This is a genomic window from Pelagimonas sp. (assembly GCF_058892305.1).
In genome coordinates, this window is sequence record NZ_JBZXVN010000076.1 from 1 (window position 1) to 17,014 (window position 17,014).

Sequence of the window (17,014 nt, forward strand, 5' to 3'; positions counted from 1 at the left end):
GAAACAGGTAATAGCGACGGGACAGGCGCTTCGAACATGGCAGATAACACTTCAGGCAGCTTTACGCGGCGTGGCGTACTTGGCGCATTTGCCGCCACCACGGTTGCAGCGGCACCTACCTTTTCTAATGCAGCGGGTTTCTTGCGCGGCGGTGGCGATATTCGTCGCGTTCGCATGTATAGCGGCCGCACCGGTGAACGGATCGACATGATTTACTGGATCGAAGGCAAGTACCTTGCCGACGCGATCAAGGAAATCAATTACTTCATGCGCGACTGGCGCACGAATGACGTCAAGAAGATTGACCTGCGGACAATCGACATCATGGCAGCCGCCCACAACCTTATGGATGTGAGCGAGCCCTACATGCTGATCTCTGGCTACCGTAGCCCGAAAACCAATGCGATGCTGCGCTCGCGCTCGCGCGGGGTGGCGAAAAACTCGCGGCACCTGCGGGGCCAGGCCGCTGATTTGCGTTTGGCAGGCCGGTCGGTCAACCAAATCTATCGCGCGGCAAAATCCTGTGCTGGCGGGGGCGTCGGTCGCTACTCCAAATCGAATTTTGTCCATATGGATTGCGGTCCTGTCCGCAGCTGGGGAAGCTAAGCCGCCCTTTTAAACACATCTGTCCCAATACTGTGTTAGGAAGCGCCTCGATTTTTCGGGGCGCTTTTGTTTTGCGTCACGGGTTTTGGGAATCACGTCCAAACGCGCGCACAGAAATAGGCCGGTGAGCCGGCCTCAGATTGGTCTGTCTGAAAAAATGGGGATCATGGCAGCAGACAGTGCCAGAAATCTAACGAGACAGCGCAAATTACCATAGTCAGGAATACCTGCCCCTGAGTCGCTTTTTCGCGCTCAGGCATTTCACGTTCCCGTGCCGAGGCACGATTTATAATACCGCCGCAGATATGTAAAAGCCCCTTAAAACGCCAAAAGCACCCCGAAGGGTGCTTTGACAACTTTCCGAAGAAAGTGGCGCGGTTGACGGGGCTCGAACCCGCGACCCCCGGCGTGACAGGCCGGTACTCTAACCATCTGAGCTACAACCGCACTCTATGCGTTGGCCCGGTTTCGGAGGCAGTGGTGGCGCGGTTGACGGGGCTCGAACCCGCGACCCCCGGCGTGACAGGCCGGTACTCTAACCAACTGAGCTACAACCGCTCACTGCCGCCTGACCGTATTGGCCGTGGCGTGAGAGGGCTTTTAGGGTTAGGTCCGGGTGCCGTCAAGCAGATTTCCCAACCTTTTTGCAGCTAATTTCACTTGGGGAATAATTGCGCCGAAAACCGCCCCCAAGGTACCGTGTCATCGCGGCCACGATGCGAGCATCCTGCCACATTTTTGACAAAATCACCTTGCGCATCAAGCGGATGACAGGCTCTTGTCTATCCTATCTGCATTTTCTGCCATTTTCTGCCAAGGATGGCCCCCTATGACTGTTTTTTCCCGCCGGACATTTGTGTCCGCTGGTACCGCTGCGTGCGTGTTGTCGCAGCCAACCCTTGCCGAAGCCGCAGCCCCTGCGATTTCGCTTCCTAAAGACGTGGCCCGCCGAGATGCGGCCACGGTGATGGCGGTGAAGACCAGCACGCCGGTTGTGGCCATGACCTTTGACGACGGGCCCCATCCCAGCCTGACCCCAAAGCTATTGGATATGCTCAAGGCGCGAAATCTGCGCGCTACGTTCTATCTTATTGGGAATCGCGTGGTGACCTGGCCCGATATCGTCAAACGCATCGCCGATGAAGGCCACGAGATCGGCAATCACAGCTGGTCGCACCCGAATCTGGCGAAACGGTCGAATAGTTCGGTTTTGTCGGAAATCGACCGCACCACCGATGCGATTTACAAAGTGACCGGGCGGCCACCCGTCACGTTCCGCCCCCCCTATGGGTCCTTTACCAAGCGTCAGCGCCTCATGCTCTATAATGAACGCAACCTGCCGACGATTCTATGGTCGGTGGATCCGGAAGATTGGCGTCGTCCCGGTGCCAGCGTCGTGGCCAAGCGAATCCTGCGCCATTCCCGCCCCGGAGCGATCATCCTAAGCCATGACATCCAAAAGGGGACAGTGCGGGCCATGCCCAATACCTTTGATGGGTTAACGGCGCGTGGCCTTAAGTTTGGCACAGTGAGTCAAATGATGGGCTGGCCGCTTTGGCAACAACGCAACTTTCGCCGGGTGGTGAGCAAGGGGTAAGCCCCCTGCCCGCCTTGGCGACGCGTGTTTAGAAAAAGTTCGGTTCGTACTTCCAATTGTCGGCGTCCGGCGTCACCGAATCGAGATCGTAATCATTGTCGATGAGGTGCTGCGCCGTCGCGCTGCCCATTTTGGCGGCTTGGTCGATGATTTGACGCCCGGCGTCTTGATCCATAGCAACGCCGCGACCGCGCATCAGATCAAGCCCATAGTTAAACGCCGCCACCTCAGAGCCAAGCTCCATGGCGCGGCGGTCCAACTCGGCGGCGGCTTTGGGGTTTTCCGGCGCGCCAAGGCCGTTGTCTTCCATCCAACTGAGCCACGTCATGCCCTGAACGTCGCCATTTTGGCTCAGCTCCTCAAAAATCTCGCGGGCGACAGCATGGTTGCCTTCTTTCGCGGCCCCGTAGCCGATGATTCCCATCATGGGATGGCGTTCGCCATAGCGCATCCGATCAAGCGCGCCGCGCATCGACAATTCTTCGGGGTTCAAAACCCCGTCGCCATCACCGGGATCATAGTTTTCGGTGGTAAAGGTCTGGGCGCTGACCGGAGCGGCCAAGCACAGCATGAAAATGAATCGCAACATGGGGTGTCCTCCTATCTTTGCGCCAGACAAGCAAAAACGGCCCTGACAGGTGTCAGAGCCGTGCAAGAGAGATGCAAGAGTTTTGCAAAATCGTGGTTTTGGCGGGTTATCCCGCGATTCGATAGCCTTGCCCATGAACCGTTTCGATCAACTCGGCCTCGCCCAGTTTGCGGCGTAGCCCGAGCAGATGTTGATCAAGCGCGCGCGAGTTGGGCATATAATCCCGTCCCCATCCCGCATCATAAAGCGCGTCCTTGCTCACCACCTCGCCGGGATGATCGGCCAGCTTGCGCAGAATCGCAATGTCACGGGCGGTGAGCTGTTCTTCGGTTCCTTTGACAACACAACTGCTTCGGCGCGGGTTGATTGTAACGGGTCCAATGGCAAAGCTTTCGGGATCAGTCGGGATTTCGGGACGGCGGCGCAGCAGCCAGAAAAACCCAATCACAACAACCAAGAGCACCGCGAGGATCACATAAAACCAGACCATAACCTTTTCAAAATAGGCAAAATACGGGTCGTCGGCTGAGGCTGGCGTGCCCATTACCTCGGCATCGAGCACAAGACACAGGGCCGGTTCCGAGCGGCAATGATACAGGCGGTCCGGCGATAGCGCGCTGACCACGGTTTTGCCCGCCCCCGCCGCTTCACTCACGGCACGTAGCTCGGCCTCATTATTGAGCACAATAGAATCGCTATGATGGGACACGCCGTCAGGGGGATAGATCACCTGACCGGTGCCATCCCAGCGGATCACCCCAAGCAATTCCGGGGTTGCAGCAATATGAAGGCGCGTTTCCTGCACGGTTTTGGGCAGTTTTTGCACCATTTCATCAACCGGAGCCGCCAGTGCCGCCCCCGAGCACACCGCAAGAAGCGCCCCAAATGAAAGAATCTGTTTCATAAAACCTTGGCTTTTACCTTGGGCTATTGTCATTTGCGCCGCTAGGCTAAGAGGTCGCAGCAAGAAAGACCATGCGGCAAAGGTCGGCCCTTTACCCCGGCCCCTGCTTTTCCTATATGTTTTTCTCAAGAATAACTCGGAAGGACCGGCAATGACTGATGCCAGCCCCCAAATGGAAGGCGCGCCGCTGATTGCGCCGTCTAGCACAGAGCACCCGCTTCACGACACAATTGTCGAGGCCTGCCGCACTGTGTTTGACCCGGAAATCCCGGTGAACATCTTTGATCTTGGTTTGGTTTATACCGTTGAGATCAATGATGAAAACGAAGTGCGCGTCATCATGACCCTGACCGCGCCGGGCTGCCCCGTGGCGGGCGAAATGCCGGGCTGGGTACAAGAGGCGATTGAGCCGGTGCCCGGTGTGAAAATGGTCGATGTCGAGCTGACATGGGAACCGCCCTGGGGCATGGAAATGATGTCAGACGAAGCACGGCTTGAGCTGGGCTTCATGTAAGAAGGCCTTTTCACTTCCTTTTTGACAAAGAAAGTGATATGACTTCCTCATGACCCTCACCGTTCTTACTGGCGATATCGTCGAGTCGACAAAACTAGACAGCGCTGCGCTGGACCGAGCCATGGAGGCTTTGTCTGACGCGGCGCTTGTCATTTCCGCTTGGGACAGCGCGCCATGCCTCTTTGGCCGCAATAGTGGCGATGGCTGGCAATTGGCGCTGGGCGCACCCTCACGCGGATTGCGGGCAGCGCTATTTATGCGAGCCTGTTTGCGACGCCTCGACAAGACCTTGACGACCCGTATCGCAATCGCGACCGCAGAGGGCCAGCTCCCCGATAGCCAAGACATAAATAGCGCCCACGGGCCGGTTTTTGTATCTTCGGGCCGGTTGTTGGACCGCATTTCGGGACATACCCATATGGCGCATGCCGCGGGTGGCGCGTTGAACGCCACCGTGGTGCTTGCCGATCACATTGCACAGGGGTGGACGCAGGCACAGGCGCGCTCTTTGTGTGAACTGTTGCCCCCCGATGCCGGCCCCCGCGAAGACGCGGCAAAGCGGTTGGGCGTGTCGCGCCCCGCCGTGAACCAAGCGCTTTGGGGCGCAGGTTTTCCGGCGCTTGATCAAGCCATCAAAGATTGGGAACACCCAAGATGAAACCGAAAACACTTCCTTTGCGGCAAAGAAGGTGAATATGCTACCTCTTCCGATTGATCCGGCTGTTGCCCAAAGTTTTGCGGCGCTGTTGTTGGCCCATGTGCTGGCTGACTTCACCTTTCAGACCAATTGGATGGTTCAGAACAAGCAAAAACCCATGGTTTTGCTGCTGCATATTGCGGTGGTCTTTGTCTTGTCGACTGTTTTACTTGGCGGGATATGGCAGGTGGCATTGGTCGTGGCGCTGGCGCATTTGGTGATTGATGCGATCAAAACATGGGCGCTTCCGGCCCAGATCCGCAGCAGCCTAACGGCGTTTTTGACCGACCAAGGGGCCCATATGATCACGCTGATCTGTGCGGCGGTCTGGTGGCCAGGCGCGATTTCCCAAGGGATATGGGCCGATTACGCGCCAATCGCCCTGCCCCCGGTGATCCTTTTGGCGGGGTTTATCACATCGGTCACCGCAGGTGGCTATGTTGTCGGAATGTTAACTGCGCGCTATCAAGCTGTGGCCGACATCCCCGAGGTCGGGTTGCCCGATGCCGGCCGCTTGATTGGCTGGCTGGAACGTAGCATGATTTTCTTGCTGGTGCTAATTGGTCAGCCCGGCGGCGTCGGTTTTTTGATCGCCGCCAAGTCGGTTTTACGGCTCGACACTGCCAAACAAGGCCGCCAAGCCAGTGAATATGTCATTATCGGCACCATGGCGTCCTTTGCTTGGGCGCTGGGCGCAACATATAGCACGCTTGCGCTTCTTGAGATTGCATCACGCGTGCCCTAAATAGGAAGTCTGAGGAAAAGAGGTATCCTATGTTCAGCATTCCGGGAAAACAGGCCGTGTCCATGACCCCAGCGGCGGTCAAACAGATTTCGCGCTTGATGGAACGTGACGGGCGTCACGGGCTGCGCATTGGCGTCAAGAAAGGCGGCTGTGCGGGCATGGAATACACCATGGATTATGTCGATACCGCCGACCCCAATGACGAGATGGTCGAACAGGATGGCGCACGGGTGATGATCGCCCCGATGGCGCAGATGTTCCTTTTCGGAACCGAGATTGATTATGAAACTTCGCTTTTGGAAAGCGGCTTTAAGTTCCGCAATCCCAACGTGACCGACGCCTGCGGATGCGGTGAATCGATCAAATTCAAGGATGTGTCCGAACTAGAGGCAGAACGGCAAGGGAACGCCTAAATTCAACACCTTATGAGCCACTCTTAAGGTGAACGTAGGTCTCGTTAAACCGTTTTTGCAAATGGTCCCCGGCGCGCATGACCTGATCCGCCCCCATGGGCGCGACATTGGTGTCGTGGTTGGGGTTGAAAAACAGCGGCACCGAAATGCGCTCTTGGGCTGAGCCTTTGACCCGGTGGAGCGTCGCCTTGACCCGGCCCTTGGTCCACATCTCGAGCATCTCACCGAAATTGATGATGAACGCGCCCGGTTCCGCTTGAACCGGGAGCCAGGTGCCATCGCTTAATTGGACCTCAAGCCCCGGCACGCCATCGGTGCCAAGCAGGGTCAAACAGCCATAATCCGTATGCGCGGCAATGCCAAAATCCTTTTCCCCGGCCCAATCCGGCCGTGGTGGATAGTAATTGCCCCGCAAAAGCGCCATGGGTCGGTCAAACTTATCGTCAAAATAGTGCGAATCCTGACCAATGGCGACGGAAATCCCGCGTAAAATATCCATCGCGACCGCAAGAGCCGATTGGTAATAGGCCTCGATCACTGGTTTAAAATCGGCCGGATCAGAGGGCCACAGGTTGGGCGCATAGACCGATAGATCGCTACCCGGAATTTCAAAGCCACAGTCAAAAACCTGTTTGTAATCGGGGTTGGCATTCGGATCGACCTGCTCGGCCTTGGGCGCGCCCCATCCCCGGTTTGAACCCGTTTCTGCCATGTCGATTTTGCGTTTTTCCGCCTCTGGCAGGGCAAAAAACGCACGATAGGCGTCAATCACGGCACGAAACTGTTCCGAACCAATGGCCGTGTTGTACACGACAAGAAACCCGGTCTCCTCCGCACCACGACGCAACGCGTCAAGCGTGTCGGCATCACGGGCTGCGATCTTTTGGGCATCCAATCTCGGGATCATACGCTTTCCTCCTGCCCGTGTTTCATGGCATGACATATCCAAACGCGCAACTGGGCTTGACCAGCATCACCGCCCGGCGATGATAGCGCCAACAAAGCAGGAGATTCCATGAGACGTAAACTCGCCGCTGGCAACTGGAAGATGAACGGCACCACCGCTGCATTGGCCGAAATCAAGGCCATGACAGAGGAGGTCACAGGTGACATAGATGTGTTGATCTGCCCCCCTAGCCCGTTGATTACAGGGGCCAAATCCGTTTCCGGCGACATCGCAATTGGCGGGCAAGATTGCCACGCGAAACCTTCGGGTGCACATACGGGTGATATTTCCGCCGCGATGCTCGCCGATGTCGGGGCCAGCCATGTGATCCTTGGCCACTCCGAACGCCGCGCCGATCACGACGAACAAGACGACGATGTGCGCGCCAAAACCATCGCCGCGTGGGAGGCCGATCTAATCGCGGTTGTTTGCGTTGGTGAAACCCTCGCGGAACGAGAAGCGCAAAACACGCTAGATATCATCGGCGGTCAATTGGCGGGCTCGATCCCGGATGGGGCCACGGGGTTGAACCTTGTTGTGGCTTATGAACCGGTCTGGGCCATTGGCACCGGCAAAGTCCCCACCACCGACCAAATCGGTGAGGTGCATGATTTCATCCGCGCCAAACTTGAGCGCCGCTTTGGGGCCGGTGTTGGCCGCTCGGTTCGCCTACTTTATGGCGGTTCGGTCAAAGCCTCTAATGCCGATGATATTTTTGCGGTATCCAATGTCGATGGGGCTTTGGTGGGTGGTGCGTCCCTTACGGCCGCGGACTTTAATCCAATCATCAAGGCCCTGAACGCCAGCCTGTGATGCAAACAAACGTGAGGGGTTAGCCCCTCACACTCCCCGGAGTTTATCCGGCAAGACAACGACAATACCCCGTTTCATCTCGGCAGGTAAACTCCCTCCTCCACACAACAAAACGACGCCCCAAATTGGAACGTCGCCTTGCCAGTTTCGTAAAAAGAGCGCGCGGTAGCGCTCCTTTTGAGTGCGATTAGTTGGTGATGATCTCTGGTCCCATGAACTTGGTCGGCAGGTATGTCGACAGCCATGGAATGTAGGTCACCATGATCAGGAAGACGAAGAGCACAGCCAAGAATGGCAGCGCCGCGCGCACAACCCGCATCATTGGCATGCCCGCCACACCTGAGGTCACAAACAGGTTGAGACCGACCGGAGGTGTGATCATGCCGATTTCCATGTTGACCACCATGATGATGCCGAGATGGATTGGGTCGATGCCCAGCTCAATCGCGATTGGGAACACCAGAGGTGCCACGATCACAATCAGACCCGACGGTTCCATGAACTGCCCACCGATCAACAGGATGATGTTGACGATCACCAGGAACATCACCGCGCCAAATCCAACATTGATCATCGCACCGGCGATCTGTTGTGGGATTTGCTCATCAGTGAGAACATGCTTGAGGATCAAAGCGTTGGCGATAATGAACATCAAGGTGATGGTCAGTTTTCCCGCTTCAAACAGCGTGTCTTTGGTATCCTTGTGGAAGAACGCCGTCACAATCGCGATGGGTTTGGACAACAGGGATTTGTTTGGCGCGCCGTCTTTGCCCGCCAAAGGCCCCATGTCGCGGTAGATGAAGTTGGCGATGAAGAAGGCATAGATCGCCGCCACCGCCGCCGCTTCTGTGGGGGTAAAGATACCGCCATAGATACCGCCCAGAATGATCACGATTAGGAACAGGCCCCAAATCGCATCAAAACCGGATTCGAAGACTTCCCCCCAACCGCGCCATTCGCCTTTGGGTAGGTTCTTGAACCGGGCGATGACATAGATGGTGATCATCAACATGGTGCCCGCCAAGAGGCCCGGAATGACACCGGCAAGGAACATCCGCCCGACCGAGACTTCGACCGCAGAGGCATACACAACCATCACGATCGACGGTGGGATCAAGATACCCAAGGTCCCGGCGTTGGCGATAACGCCGGCGGCGAAGTCTTTGGTATATCCGACCTGACGCATCCCGGCGATGACAATAGAGCCGATGGCGACAACCGTTGCCGGGCTAGAGCCGGACAGCGCCGCAAAGAGCATACAGGCAAAGACACCCGCAATCGCCAGACCACCGTGAAAATGCCCAACAATGGCGATGGAAAAGCGGATGATCCGCCGCGCCACGCCGCCCGTTGACATGAAAGAAGAGGCCAGAATGAAGAACGGGATCGCCAGAAGCGTGTAATGGCCCGCCATCGCTTGGAAAAAGCTTTGCGCAACAGAGCTTAGCGAGGTGTCAGACAACACCAAGAGGAAAAGGATGGAGGAAAAGCCCAATGACACCGCGATTGGCACACCAATCAGCATCAGGCCAATGACCATCATGAAAAGAATTGCGACATCCATGGGATCAATCCTCGCGGTTCAGATGGGCGACATCGTCGACCGCATCTTCGGCTTCGTGACTGACAATCAGGCTCTCCTGATGGCCGGTCCAGATTTTCCAACCCGCTTGGCAGAAACGATAGAGCAGCAGGGCCGCGCCAACGGGGAGAATGAAATACGGGATAAAACGCGGGATCTTTTCGTAAGACTCGCCTTGGTTAAAGACCGGTTCGATAAAGCGCAGCCATTCTGGGATGCGAATATCGTCGACCTCATACCAAGCCTGATCGCGGCTATCGGCGAACCCGGTTGGGAACCAACGCCCCGAGGTGGCGTCAAACCCGGCAAAGGGCGCCCAATAGTCCCATGCGCCTTTGAGCAAGAGCGCTGCGTAGGCGATGCAGACGGCGGCGGTAACAAGGCCCAATGTGCGGCGCGCGGTTGGCGAGACCATGTTGAGGACGACATCGACCCCAAGGTTGGCGGTCTTTTTCACCGCGTAGCTGATGCCAAATAATACGAGCCAAGCAAACAAGAAGCTGGTTGCCTCAAGCGCCCAGATCATCGAGCGCGGAGCCTCGATGCCGATCACACCTTCGAAAGCGCGCCACCAGCCGGAATTGAATACATAACGGATAATCACGTTCACAAAGGTGATGAGTGTCATCAGTCCTAAAATGATCGCGATAAAACTTTCCTCAAGCTCGTCGATGAAACCGCCGAGCAATGAGGGATTGTGGGAATGATCAGACATCCCGCCCTCCACTGTCCAAAGAGGATATGAAAAACCCGGCCCAAACCAATGTGGGCCGGGTTATGAAATAAGGCGCGGGGCCTTAGTACATCGCGTTCACTTTTTGCGCTTCGTCGATGTTTTCCTGACCTACGTCGTCTTTGAACTGCTCCCAAACGGGCTTCATGGTTTCAACCCAATCGGCACGCTGTTCTTCGGTCAACTGACGCACAACACCACCGGCATCGATAACCGCCTGTTTGGCCGCCTGGTTCACAGTATAGGCCTCGCCGTTGCGCACTTCGGTGACTTCGGAGATGATTGTCGCCAGCTGTGTTTGAACATCCTCTGGCAGGCTGTCCCAGAAGTCGGTCGACGTCACGAGCATATAGTCGATGATGCCGTGGTTGGTTTCGGTGGTCCCGTCCTGAACTTCAAAGAACTTCTTGCCGTAGATGTTGGACCAGGTGTTTTCCTGACCATCCACAACACCGGTTTGCAGCGCGCCGTAAACTTCTGAAAAGGCCATTGGCTGGGGCGAACCACCAAGAGCGGCCATCTGTGCCTTGAGAACTTCGGAGTTCTGAACGCGGAACTTCAGGCCCGCAGCATCAGATGGGTTTTCAAGCGGCTTGTTGGCCGACATCTGCTTCATGCCATTGTGCCAGAACGCCAGACCCAAGAGACCACGACGGGTCATGGATTCTTTCATCGCCTGACCGGTGTCAGAGTTCTGGAACGCGTTCACAGCATCCATGTTTTTGAACATGAAAGGCAGGTCAAACAGGCGGAAGGTTTTGGTGAACTGCTCAAACTTGGACAGCGACGGCGCGGCCAGTTGAACGTCGCCGTTCAGCATCGCCTCAAGCACTTGGTTGTCATTGTACAGGGTCGAGTTTGGGAAAACCTCAAGGCAGGCTTTGCCGTTCATCTCGTCATTGACGCGCTGCTCCAACAGGCTCGCTGCGATACCTTTTGGGTGTTTGTCGGTGTTGGTCACGTGGCTGAACTTGATGACGATTTCGCCATCATCACAGGCCGCCATGGCACCGGTTGCGCTTGTCATCAGAGCGGTGGCCGCAACAGCGGACATCAGGAACTTCTTCATGGGTATCCTCCCCAAAAGTTGAATTATGACTGCGCCACCCCTCCTCGGGTGGCTGACGGGTTAACAAAGCCCTCTGCGACGAATCGGATCAAGCCACGAGGCACCCATCCCGAAAAATGCAGCTTTTTTGACAATATTTCCGTAGGTTGACGGGAAAATAGGCAGGATTAAAAACCGCCCCCTCTAGGTGTTGTGCGAAAAATCGCACAAGCGTTAGCGCCCTTTGTGCGGAAAACCGCACAAGATAACCGAATCGTGATTCGTCTAATCTTGTTTTCGGAAATCCTCGGGCTTGAGCCCGTATTTCGCCAGCTTGTCGTAAAAGGTCTTGCGCGGCAGCTTTAGCGCTTCGGCGGCCAAACGGGCCTGCCCGCTGGCCTTACCCAAGGCTTCGGCCAGTAACGACCGTTCCACTTGAGCCAAACGCTCTGCCAGCCCTAGATCGTTGCTGTGGATCGGCCCGTTCTGCCCCAAGCCCAACACCAACCGCATCGCCTCAGACATCAAGGCCCGCGCATTGCCGGGCCAATCCCGCGCCATCAAATCCGCCAAAAGGTCATTTGGGATTTCCGGCACCGGCTGGCCAGCCTGTTCGGCGGCTTGGGCGACGTAGTGGCGGAAAATAACCGGTATGTCCTCGGGGCGCTCACTCAACGCTGGAATGCGCAGGGTCATCACATCAAGACGGTAAAACAGATCCGGTGAAAAACGCCCCTGCTGCACAAGGTCCGATAGGTGCAACGTCGTGCCGCCAACAAGCTTGGCCCCGCCGCGCTCCATCAAATCCATCATCGCGATCTGCGCATCCATCGACAACGCCCCGATTTCATCGAGGAAAAGCGTCCCGCCACTACATTGCTCCCAAAGGTCATGAAGCTCTGCGCGGGTCAGGTCAGCGGCCGCGCGCTTTTCAAACGGGCCTTTGGCGCGGATCGAACCAAGGTGGATCACCTCGGCGATCTTGGATACGCCAGACCCCGGCGCGCCGGTGATCAAAACATCGGCCCCCGCTTGAGCGGCGGCGCGGGCGCGAAGCCGCAAGGCATCCGCCTGTGGTGAAATCCCAAAGATCAAACGCGCCGCTGGGTCGCTGGCTTCAAACTGAGCCTTGAGGCGTCGGTTTTCCAAAACCATATTGCGGGTGTGAATAGCGCGCTGAACAACGGCGATCAAATCTTTGGAAGAACACGGTTTTTCCAAAAACCCATAGGCCCCCATCGACATGGCCCGCACCGCCATCGGGATGTCCCCCTCACCGGTCAACAAGATCACCGGTAGGTCAGGGTCTTGACCGTTGGCGTGATCCAAAAGGTGAAATCCATCCCGACCCGGCATCCGAATATCTGAGACAATGACACCCTCAAAATCTGAGTGAATGTGATCTTTTGCCTCGAGAAAGGAGCCGGCGGTAAAGGCAGAAATATCTGCCAGTTCAAGAGTTTGCGATAAAGCATCACGCACTTCGATGTCGTCATCAACCAACAAAACTCTCATCATCTATCGCCTGTATTGATTGCAGATTGCGGGATGGCGGGTGGGGCGACAGGCTTTGCCTGAGCGGCGTCACCATCCTCGCTCCAATAATCAAGCTCAACCGTAAAAATGGCCCCATCTGGGCCGTTGGTCCCTCGGATCACGCCCCCAAAGCTTTGTACCAACCCATAAGAGATCGACAATCCTAGCCCCATGCCTTCACCAACTTCCTTGGTTGAATAAAACGGTTCAAATATCCGATCTGTATCGTCAATTCCCGGACCCAAATCTTTCACAGTTACAGAAAGTTGCGGACCATTATTAATGTGAATACTTATCCGTTTTCGATCCATTCCCACCATGGCATCGGCGGCATTGTTGATCAAATTCACAAAGACCTGACTAAGCCGCACGTCACCACCACGGGCAAAAACCGATCCGCCAGTCGCCTTATTATCCCAGCAAAGCTCAACCCCGTCATTTCGCAACCGTGTTTCGGTCAACTCTACGGCAGATTGGATCACCGAGACCAGATCGACCTTGCCCATCGGTTCGCTTTCATTGCGAGCAAAGGCGCGCAGGTTGGTGATAATCCGCCCGGCTCGGGCCGCCAATTGACTTATCCGGGCGAAGTTATCTCCGGCTTTTTCCGGCCGGTCCCTATCCAAAAAAGCTTCTCCATTTTCAGCATATTGGCGGATGGCCATAAGAGGTTGGTTTAACTCATGACTGATCCCTGCTGACATTTGTCCCAAGGCTGAAAGCTTGCCAGCTTGCACCAAATCGGCTTGCGCCTTACGCAAGGCAGCCTCGGCCTCTTCGCGTTCCACCACTTCGTGACGCAGCGCAGTATTGGCCTGCTCCAAATCCGCCGTGCGCTCTTTGACACGCCCCTCTAGGGCCTGATTTGCCTTGGCCAAAGCCCGACGACGCGCGCCCGCGAACAGCAAGAACGCCCCCAACCCCAAAAACAAGGTCGCAACAACCGCGGCCTGCAAACCGGCGAGGCGCAGGGCTGGACGTACATCTAACAAGGCTTCTCCTGTCATGCCAATAATCGGCAAAGGTTGACGCAAATACATAGCCTTGGTCGGCACATAGGGGCTTAGGGTTTGATGCCACATATCAAAGCCGTGCACACGCAATCTTTCGACATCATACACTTCACCCACAGGATTAACGAAACCACGCATACCTCTCTGCCAAAACAATAATTCCGAGCGGCTTGTTACAAAAATCTGCCCAGTATCGTTGCTAAAAAACACCGCCGGTCGCGACGCGCGCCAATCCTGTTCCAGATTATCAATATCAACGGCGACCACCAAAACACCACGCACACCACCACCGGGCGCGAAGCTGGGCGCAGCAAAATAATAGGCACGCCGCTCGAACCGATCATTCACACCGTGACTGGCCCCCAAGGCCCCCACCTGCGCGCGTTGAAAAAACCGGCTCTTGGCATAGCTCGTCGGGCCGCCGTCGTGCGAGGACGCCAAAACCGTGCCTTCGTTATCAAGGTAGAAGGCCGTCAGCGCGCCGGTTTTATCAACCGTCTCCAACAGCAATTGATTGGCGGCCTCGGGCCGGTCGCCCCTGTGCAACCCGGCCAGTGCCGGATGATCCGATTGCAGCACAGCCGTCGAGCGATAGCGCAACAAACCGGCCACCAGCCGATCCGAGGCCAAGGCCAAATCCGCCTCTCCCCGTGCTGAGAGCTGGCTTAATGCCTGACTATACCCATAGCTCCACGCCCCCCAGCTGAGCCCCGCGACGCAGGCCAAATACAGCACAACGGCCCAGCCGCGGTTAAAGGTCAATTTTGCCATGAAGCTCATTCGCACCTGTCCGCCCTTATAAAGGCAAGGCCGTGGTCGCCTTGATCTCTTCCATCGAGAGCAAGGCGGTGACGTTATGGACCTTCACCTCGGAAATGAGGGCTTGGTAGAATTCGTCATAGGCGCGGGCGTTTTTGACCCGCACTTTGAGGATGTAATCAATGTCACCGGCAAGGCGGTGCGCCTCTTGCACTTCGGGGCGCGCCTGTAGCGCGGCGAGAAACTTTTGCTGCCAATCGGACTCGTGTTCCGACGTGCGGATCAGAACAAAGAATGTCGCCTCAAATCCAAGCGCTTCGGCGTCTAAAACAACCGTCTGCGCACCGATAACGCCGGCCTCGCGCATTTTACGGATGCGATTCCAAACCGGGGTCTTCGAAGAGCCAACTTCGCGGGCAATTTCATCCAAAGATTGCGAGGCGTCTCGCTGCAGTGCAACAAGGATTTTCCGGTCTGTATCGTCGATCTTCATGCATCGTTCCTGTTTTCAGCGATTTTAGGAACCGCGCTCCGGTTCGCCGGTCACTTTAGAACATCATTCCTTATTTGCCCAGCGATCTGGCAACACCTAGGGAAAATTTCCTATATTGGAAGCAAGAAACAGCCAAACGATACATCCCGAGGCCAATATGCCCCTGAAACAGATCATAGCCAACCTGCGCCCCAAGCGCCCTGCCCGCCAGCCGGGTCTGGTGCGATTTGTTGGCGCTGGTCCGGGTGATCCGGACTTGCTGACGCTCAAGGCGTTGCGCGCCTTGCAGGAGGCCGATGTTGTCATCCATGACGGTTTGGTCTCTGGTGACATTGTACGTCTGGCCACATCGGCGCTCAAGTTCATTCCGGTCGGCAAAAAGGGCTTTGGCAGCCATACACCCCAAGAGGCCATCAACGCCCACATCGTTGAAAACGCTCAAAAGGGATATAATGTTGTACGTCTCAAAGGCGGCGACCCCACCGTTTTCGCCCGCCTTGACGAAGAGATCGAGGCGCTAGACGCCCATGACATCGCCTATGACATCGTACCTGGCATCACGGCGGCGTCTGCCTCGCTTGCCACGATCGGTCAATCGCTGACCAAACGCGGGCGCAATGCCTCGGCGCGAATTTTGACCGGTCACGACATGAAGGGCTTTGCCGATCATGATTGGCGCGCCTTGGCCGGATCGGGCGAAGTGGCGGCTATCTATATGGGCAAACGCGCCGCGCGGTTCATTCAGGGCCGTTTGTTGATGCATGGGGCCGCCCCCGAAACACCCGTGACCTTGGTCGAGAACGCCAGCCGCGCCGATCAGACCGTTCTGGCCACCACGCTATTGAATTTGCCTGACGCCGTTGAGCAGGCCAACCCAACCGGACCGGCCTTGATGCTTTGGGGCCTTGCCCCGCGCGATGCCGCCACCCACCCCGTTTTAAAGCAGGAGCTTGCCTGATGGCCAAAGCCTTCACTCCCAAAGTTATCACCGCAAATGCCCTTGCCGAAGGGGATGTTGTGTATCTGGACGCCAATGATGTTTGGGTGCGCGATTTGGCCCAGGCCGATCTCATCACCGATGAGGCCGTCGCCGATGCCCGTCTGGTTGAGGCCAGCACCCAGCATGACATCGTTGTCGGTGTTTATCTGGCCGATATGAAAGCCGGTGAAAACGGCCCCGAGCCAGTTCATTTTCGCGAAGAGTTCCGCCGTCGCGGGCCTTCGAATTACTTCCACGGCAAACAAGCCGCTGTTTAAGCACAGACCGCAGGAGACCAGCCATGTATAGCTATTCCGATTTCGACGCGGCCTTTGTTGCCGAACGTAACCGCCAATTCCGCGCTCAGGTGGATCGCCGCTTGTCGGGGGCGTTGACCGAAGATGAATTCAAGCCGCTGCGTTTGATGAACGGTGTCTACCTGCAGCTGCACGCCTATATGCTGCGCGTTGCCATTCCTTATGGCACGCTCAACAGCCGCCAGATGCACAAGCTGGCCGATATTGCCGATCGTTGGGATCAAGGTTACGGCCACTTCACCACGCGTCAGAACATTCAGTATAACTGGCCGAAACTGGGTGATATTCCCGAAATGCTCGACGCGCTGGCCGAGGTTGAGATGCACGCCATCCAGACATCGGGCAACACCATCCGCAACGTGACGGCGGATCATTTCGCCGGGGCCGCCGCCGATGAAATCGCCGATCCGCGCCCCTTTGCGGAATTGCTGCGTCAGTGGTCGACCGACCACCCGGAATTCCAGTTCATGCCGCGCAAGTTCAAGATTGCCGTGACCGGTTCGCCAAATGACCGCGCCGTGACCAAAGCGCATGATCTGGCTTATCGTATGGTGCGCAATGAGGCCGGTGAACCCGGTTTCGAAGTCATCGTGGGTGGCGGTCTGGGCCGCACGCCGATGGTTGGCAAAGTGCTGCGCGCCTTCCTGCCTCAGGAAGATCTGTTGGCGTACTCCGAAGCGGTTGTGTCGGTTTGGAACATCCTTGGCCGTCGCGACAACAAATACAAAGC

At 56.6% G+C, this 17,014-nt stretch carries 18 protein-coding genes, 2 tRNA genes and 1 pseudogene; 10 read left to right on the top strand and 11 right to left on the bottom strand.

Annotation, left to right across the window (positions count from 1 at the left end):
• Nucleotides 1-36 precede the first annotated feature (36 nt).
• Nucleotides 37-606, top strand: coding sequence for a peptidoglycan L,D-endopeptidase MepK (gene mepK, locus AC5EFR_RS22720; protein WP_493577990.1), 570 nt, complete (start codon nt 37-39; stop codon nt 604-606).
• Nucleotides 607-976: 370 nt separating this feature from the next.
• On the opposite strand, the gene AC5EFR_RS22725 is transcribed toward mepK, so the two are convergent.
• Both AC5EFR_RS22725 and AC5EFR_RS22730 read right to left on the bottom strand, forming a co-directional pair.
• A tRNA-Asp gene (locus AC5EFR_RS22725) sits at nt 977-1,053 on the bottom strand.
• Nucleotides 1,054-1,087: 34 nt separating this feature from the next.
• A tRNA-Asp gene (locus AC5EFR_RS22730) sits at nt 1,088-1,164 on the bottom strand.
• Nucleotides 1,165-1,435: 271 nt separating this feature from the next.
• Between AC5EFR_RS22730 and AC5EFR_RS22735 the strand changes: the two genes are divergently transcribed.
• Entirely contained in the window at nt 1,436-2,203 is a 768-nt protein-coding gene (locus tag AC5EFR_RS22735) for a polysaccharide deacetylase family protein (RefSeq protein ID WP_299927249.1), read from the top strand.
• 28 nt (nt 2,204-2,231) lie between these two features.
• Here AC5EFR_RS22735 and AC5EFR_RS22740 read toward each other — a convergent pair whose 3' ends face one another.
• Both AC5EFR_RS22740 and AC5EFR_RS22745 read right to left on the bottom strand, forming a co-directional pair.
• Nucleotides 2,232-2,792 carry a tetratricopeptide repeat protein gene (locus AC5EFR_RS22740; RefSeq protein WP_493577977.1) on the bottom strand — a complete coding sequence of 187 codons (561 nt, stop codon included), beginning with the start codon at nt 2,790-2,792 and terminating at the stop codon, nt 2,232-2,234.
• Nucleotides 2,793-2,898: 106 nt separating this feature from the next.
• A complete protein-coding gene (locus AC5EFR_RS22745; protein ID WP_493577978.1) occupies nt 2,899-3,696 on the bottom strand; it encodes a winged helix-turn-helix domain-containing protein in 798 nt (265 codons plus the stop codon).
• Nucleotides 3,697-3,847: 151 nt separating this feature from the next.
• Between AC5EFR_RS22745 and AC5EFR_RS22750 the strand changes: the two genes are divergently transcribed.
• From AC5EFR_RS22750 to AC5EFR_RS22765, 4 genes are read left to right on the top strand one after another with little or no spacing between them, the layout of a single operon-like run.
• Nucleotides 3,848-4,210, top strand: a complete 363-nt coding sequence (locus AC5EFR_RS22750; protein ID WP_299927258.1) for an SUF system Fe-S cluster assembly protein — start codon at nt 3,848-3,850, stop codon at nt 4,208-4,210.
• A 49-nt stretch (nt 4,211-4,259) separates the two neighbouring features.
• Nucleotides 4,260-4,868 carry a nucleotidyl cyclase domain-containing protein gene (locus tag AC5EFR_RS22755; protein ID WP_493577979.1) on the top strand — a complete coding sequence of 203 codons (609 nt, stop codon included), beginning with the start codon at nt 4,260-4,262 and terminating at the stop codon, nt 4,866-4,868.
• 37 nt (nt 4,869-4,905) lie between these two features.
• Nucleotides 4,906-5,652: a DUF3307 domain-containing protein gene (locus tag AC5EFR_RS22760; protein ID WP_493577980.1), complete on the top strand. Its 747-nt coding sequence runs from the start codon at nt 4,906-4,908 to the stop codon at nt 5,650-5,652.
• 29 nt (nt 5,653-5,681) lie between these two features.
• Nucleotides 5,682-6,065 (top strand): HesB/IscA family protein, encoded by a 384-nt coding sequence (locus AC5EFR_RS22765; protein WP_493577981.1) that lies wholly within the window; start codon nt 5,682-5,684, stop codon nt 6,063-6,065.
• A 10-nt stretch (nt 6,066-6,075) separates the two neighbouring features.
• Here AC5EFR_RS22765 and AC5EFR_RS22770 read toward each other — a convergent pair whose 3' ends face one another.
• Complete coding sequence (locus AC5EFR_RS22770) at nt 6,076-6,972, bottom strand: isopenicillin N synthase family dioxygenase (protein ID WP_493577982.1); 897 nt, start codon at nt 6,970-6,972, stop codon at nt 6,076-6,078.
• Nucleotides 6,973-7,080: 108 nt separating this feature from the next.
• Between AC5EFR_RS22770 and tpiA the strand changes: the two genes are divergently transcribed.
• Nucleotides 7,081-7,824, top strand: coding sequence for a triose-phosphate isomerase (gene tpiA, locus AC5EFR_RS22775; protein ID WP_493577983.1), 744 nt, complete (start codon nt 7,081-7,083; stop codon nt 7,822-7,824).
• 187 nt (nt 7,825-8,011) lie between these two features.
• Here the strand turns inward: tpiA and AC5EFR_RS22780 are convergent, their stop codons facing one another.
• The 6 genes from AC5EFR_RS22780 to AC5EFR_RS22805 form a co-directional block, all read right to left on the bottom strand.
• Nucleotides 8,012-9,388, bottom strand: coding sequence for a TRAP transporter large permease (locus tag AC5EFR_RS22780; protein WP_493577984.1), 1,377 nt, complete (start codon nt 9,386-9,388; stop codon nt 8,012-8,014).
• Nucleotides 9,389-9,392: 4 nt separating this feature from the next.
• Nucleotides 9,393-10,121, bottom strand: a complete 729-nt coding sequence (locus tag AC5EFR_RS22785) for a TRAP transporter small permease (RefSeq protein WP_493577985.1) — start codon at nt 10,119-10,121, stop codon at nt 9,393-9,395.
• Between the two features lie 82 nt (nt 10,122-10,203).
• On the bottom strand, nt 10,204-11,208 hold the full coding sequence (locus AC5EFR_RS22790) for a DctP family TRAP transporter solute-binding subunit (protein ID WP_493577986.1): 1,005 nt from the start codon (nt 11,206-11,208) through the stop codon (nt 10,204-10,206).
• Between the two features lie 264 nt (nt 11,209-11,472).
• Complete coding sequence (locus AC5EFR_RS22795; RefSeq protein WP_493577987.1) at nt 11,473-12,705, bottom strand: sigma-54-dependent transcriptional regulator; 1,233 nt, start codon at nt 12,703-12,705, stop codon at nt 11,473-11,475.
• Nucleotides 12,702-14,507 carry a sensor histidine kinase gene (locus AC5EFR_RS22800; RefSeq protein ID WP_493577988.1) on the bottom strand — a complete coding sequence of 602 codons (1,806 nt, stop codon included), beginning with the start codon at nt 14,505-14,507 and terminating at the stop codon, nt 12,702-12,704. The genes AC5EFR_RS22795 and AC5EFR_RS22800 overlap by 4 nt, the downstream gene beginning before the upstream one ends.
• Before the next feature lie 25 nt (nt 14,508-14,532).
• Entirely contained in the window at nt 14,533-14,988 is a 456-nt protein-coding gene (locus AC5EFR_RS22805) for an Lrp/AsnC family transcriptional regulator (protein WP_299927281.1), read from the bottom strand.
• A 202-nt stretch (nt 14,989-15,190) separates the two neighbouring features.
• Between AC5EFR_RS22805 and cobA the strand changes: the two are divergent.
• The 3 genes and pseudogenes from cobA to AC5EFR_RS22820 form a co-directional block, all read left to right on the top strand.
• Nucleotides 15,191-15,946, top strand: a pseudogene (cobA, locus tag AC5EFR_RS22810) (uroporphyrinogen-III C-methyltransferase); the annotation flags it as partial.
• Nucleotides 15,946-16,245, top strand: a complete 300-nt coding sequence (locus AC5EFR_RS22815) for a DUF2849 domain-containing protein (protein WP_299927283.1) — start codon at nt 15,946-15,948, stop codon at nt 16,243-16,245. The pseudogene cobA and the gene AC5EFR_RS22815, both read left to right, overlap by 1 nt.
• 23 nt (nt 16,246-16,268) lie before the next feature.
• The coding region (locus tag AC5EFR_RS22820; RefSeq protein WP_493577989.1) for a nitrite/sulfite reductase at nt 16,269-17,014 on the top strand (746 nt) is incomplete at its 3' end.

Coding starts and splice junctions, on each gene's coding strand:
- AC5EFR_RS22800 (WP_493577988.1), bottom strand. CDS start 14,507: ATGGCAAAATTGACCTTTAACCGCGGCTGGGCCGTTGTGCTGTATTTG.
- AC5EFR_RS22805 (WP_299927281.1), bottom strand. CDS start 14,988: ATGAAGATCGACGATACAGACCGGAAAATCCTTGTTGCACTGCAGCGA.
- mepK (WP_493577990.1), top strand. CDS start 37: ATGGCAGATAACACTTCAGGCAGCTTTACGCGGCGTGGCGTACTTGGC.
- AC5EFR_RS22780 (WP_493577984.1), bottom strand. CDS start 9,388: ATGGATGTCGCAATTCTTTTCATGATGGTCATTGGCCTGATGCTGATT.
- AC5EFR_RS22745 (WP_493577978.1), bottom strand. CDS start 3,696: ATGAAACAGATTCTTTCATTTGGGGCGCTTCTTGCGGTGTGCTCGGGG.
- tpiA (WP_493577983.1), top strand. CDS start 7,081: ATGAGACGTAAACTCGCCGCTGGCAACTGGAAGATGAACGGCACCACC.
- AC5EFR_RS22765 (WP_493577981.1), top strand. CDS start 5,682: ATGTTCAGCATTCCGGGAAAACAGGCCGTGTCCATGACCCCAGCGGCG.
- AC5EFR_RS22815 (WP_299927283.1), top strand. CDS start 15,946: ATGGCCAAAGCCTTCACTCCCAAAGTTATCACCGCAAATGCCCTTGCC.
- AC5EFR_RS22750 (WP_299927258.1), top strand. CDS start 3,848: ATGACTGATGCCAGCCCCCAAATGGAAGGCGCGCCGCTGATTGCGCCG.
- AC5EFR_RS22790 (WP_493577986.1), bottom strand. CDS start 11,208: ATGAAGAAGTTCCTGATGTCCGCTGTTGCGGCCACCGCTCTGATGACA.
- AC5EFR_RS22755 (WP_493577979.1), top strand. CDS start 4,260: ATGACCCTCACCGTTCTTACTGGCGATATCGTCGAGTCGACAAAACTA.
- AC5EFR_RS22785 (WP_493577985.1), bottom strand. CDS start 10,121: ATGTCTGATCATTCCCACAATCCCTCATTGCTCGGCGGTTTCATCGAC.
- AC5EFR_RS22795 (WP_493577987.1), bottom strand. CDS start 12,705: ATGATGAGAGTTTTGTTGGTTGATGACGACATCGAAGTGCGTGATGCT.
- AC5EFR_RS22760 (WP_493577980.1), top strand. CDS start 4,906: ATGCTACCTCTTCCGATTGATCCGGCTGTTGCCCAAAGTTTTGCGGCG.
- AC5EFR_RS22735 (WP_299927249.1), top strand. CDS start 1,436: ATGACTGTTTTTTCCCGCCGGACATTTGTGTCCGCTGGTACCGCTGCG.
- AC5EFR_RS22770 (WP_493577982.1), bottom strand. CDS start 6,972: ATGATCCCGAGATTGGATGCCCAAAAGATCGCAGCCCGTGATGCCGAC.
- AC5EFR_RS22740 (WP_493577977.1), bottom strand. CDS start 2,792: ATGTTGCGATTCATTTTCATGCTGTGCTTGGCCGCTCCGGTCAGCGCC.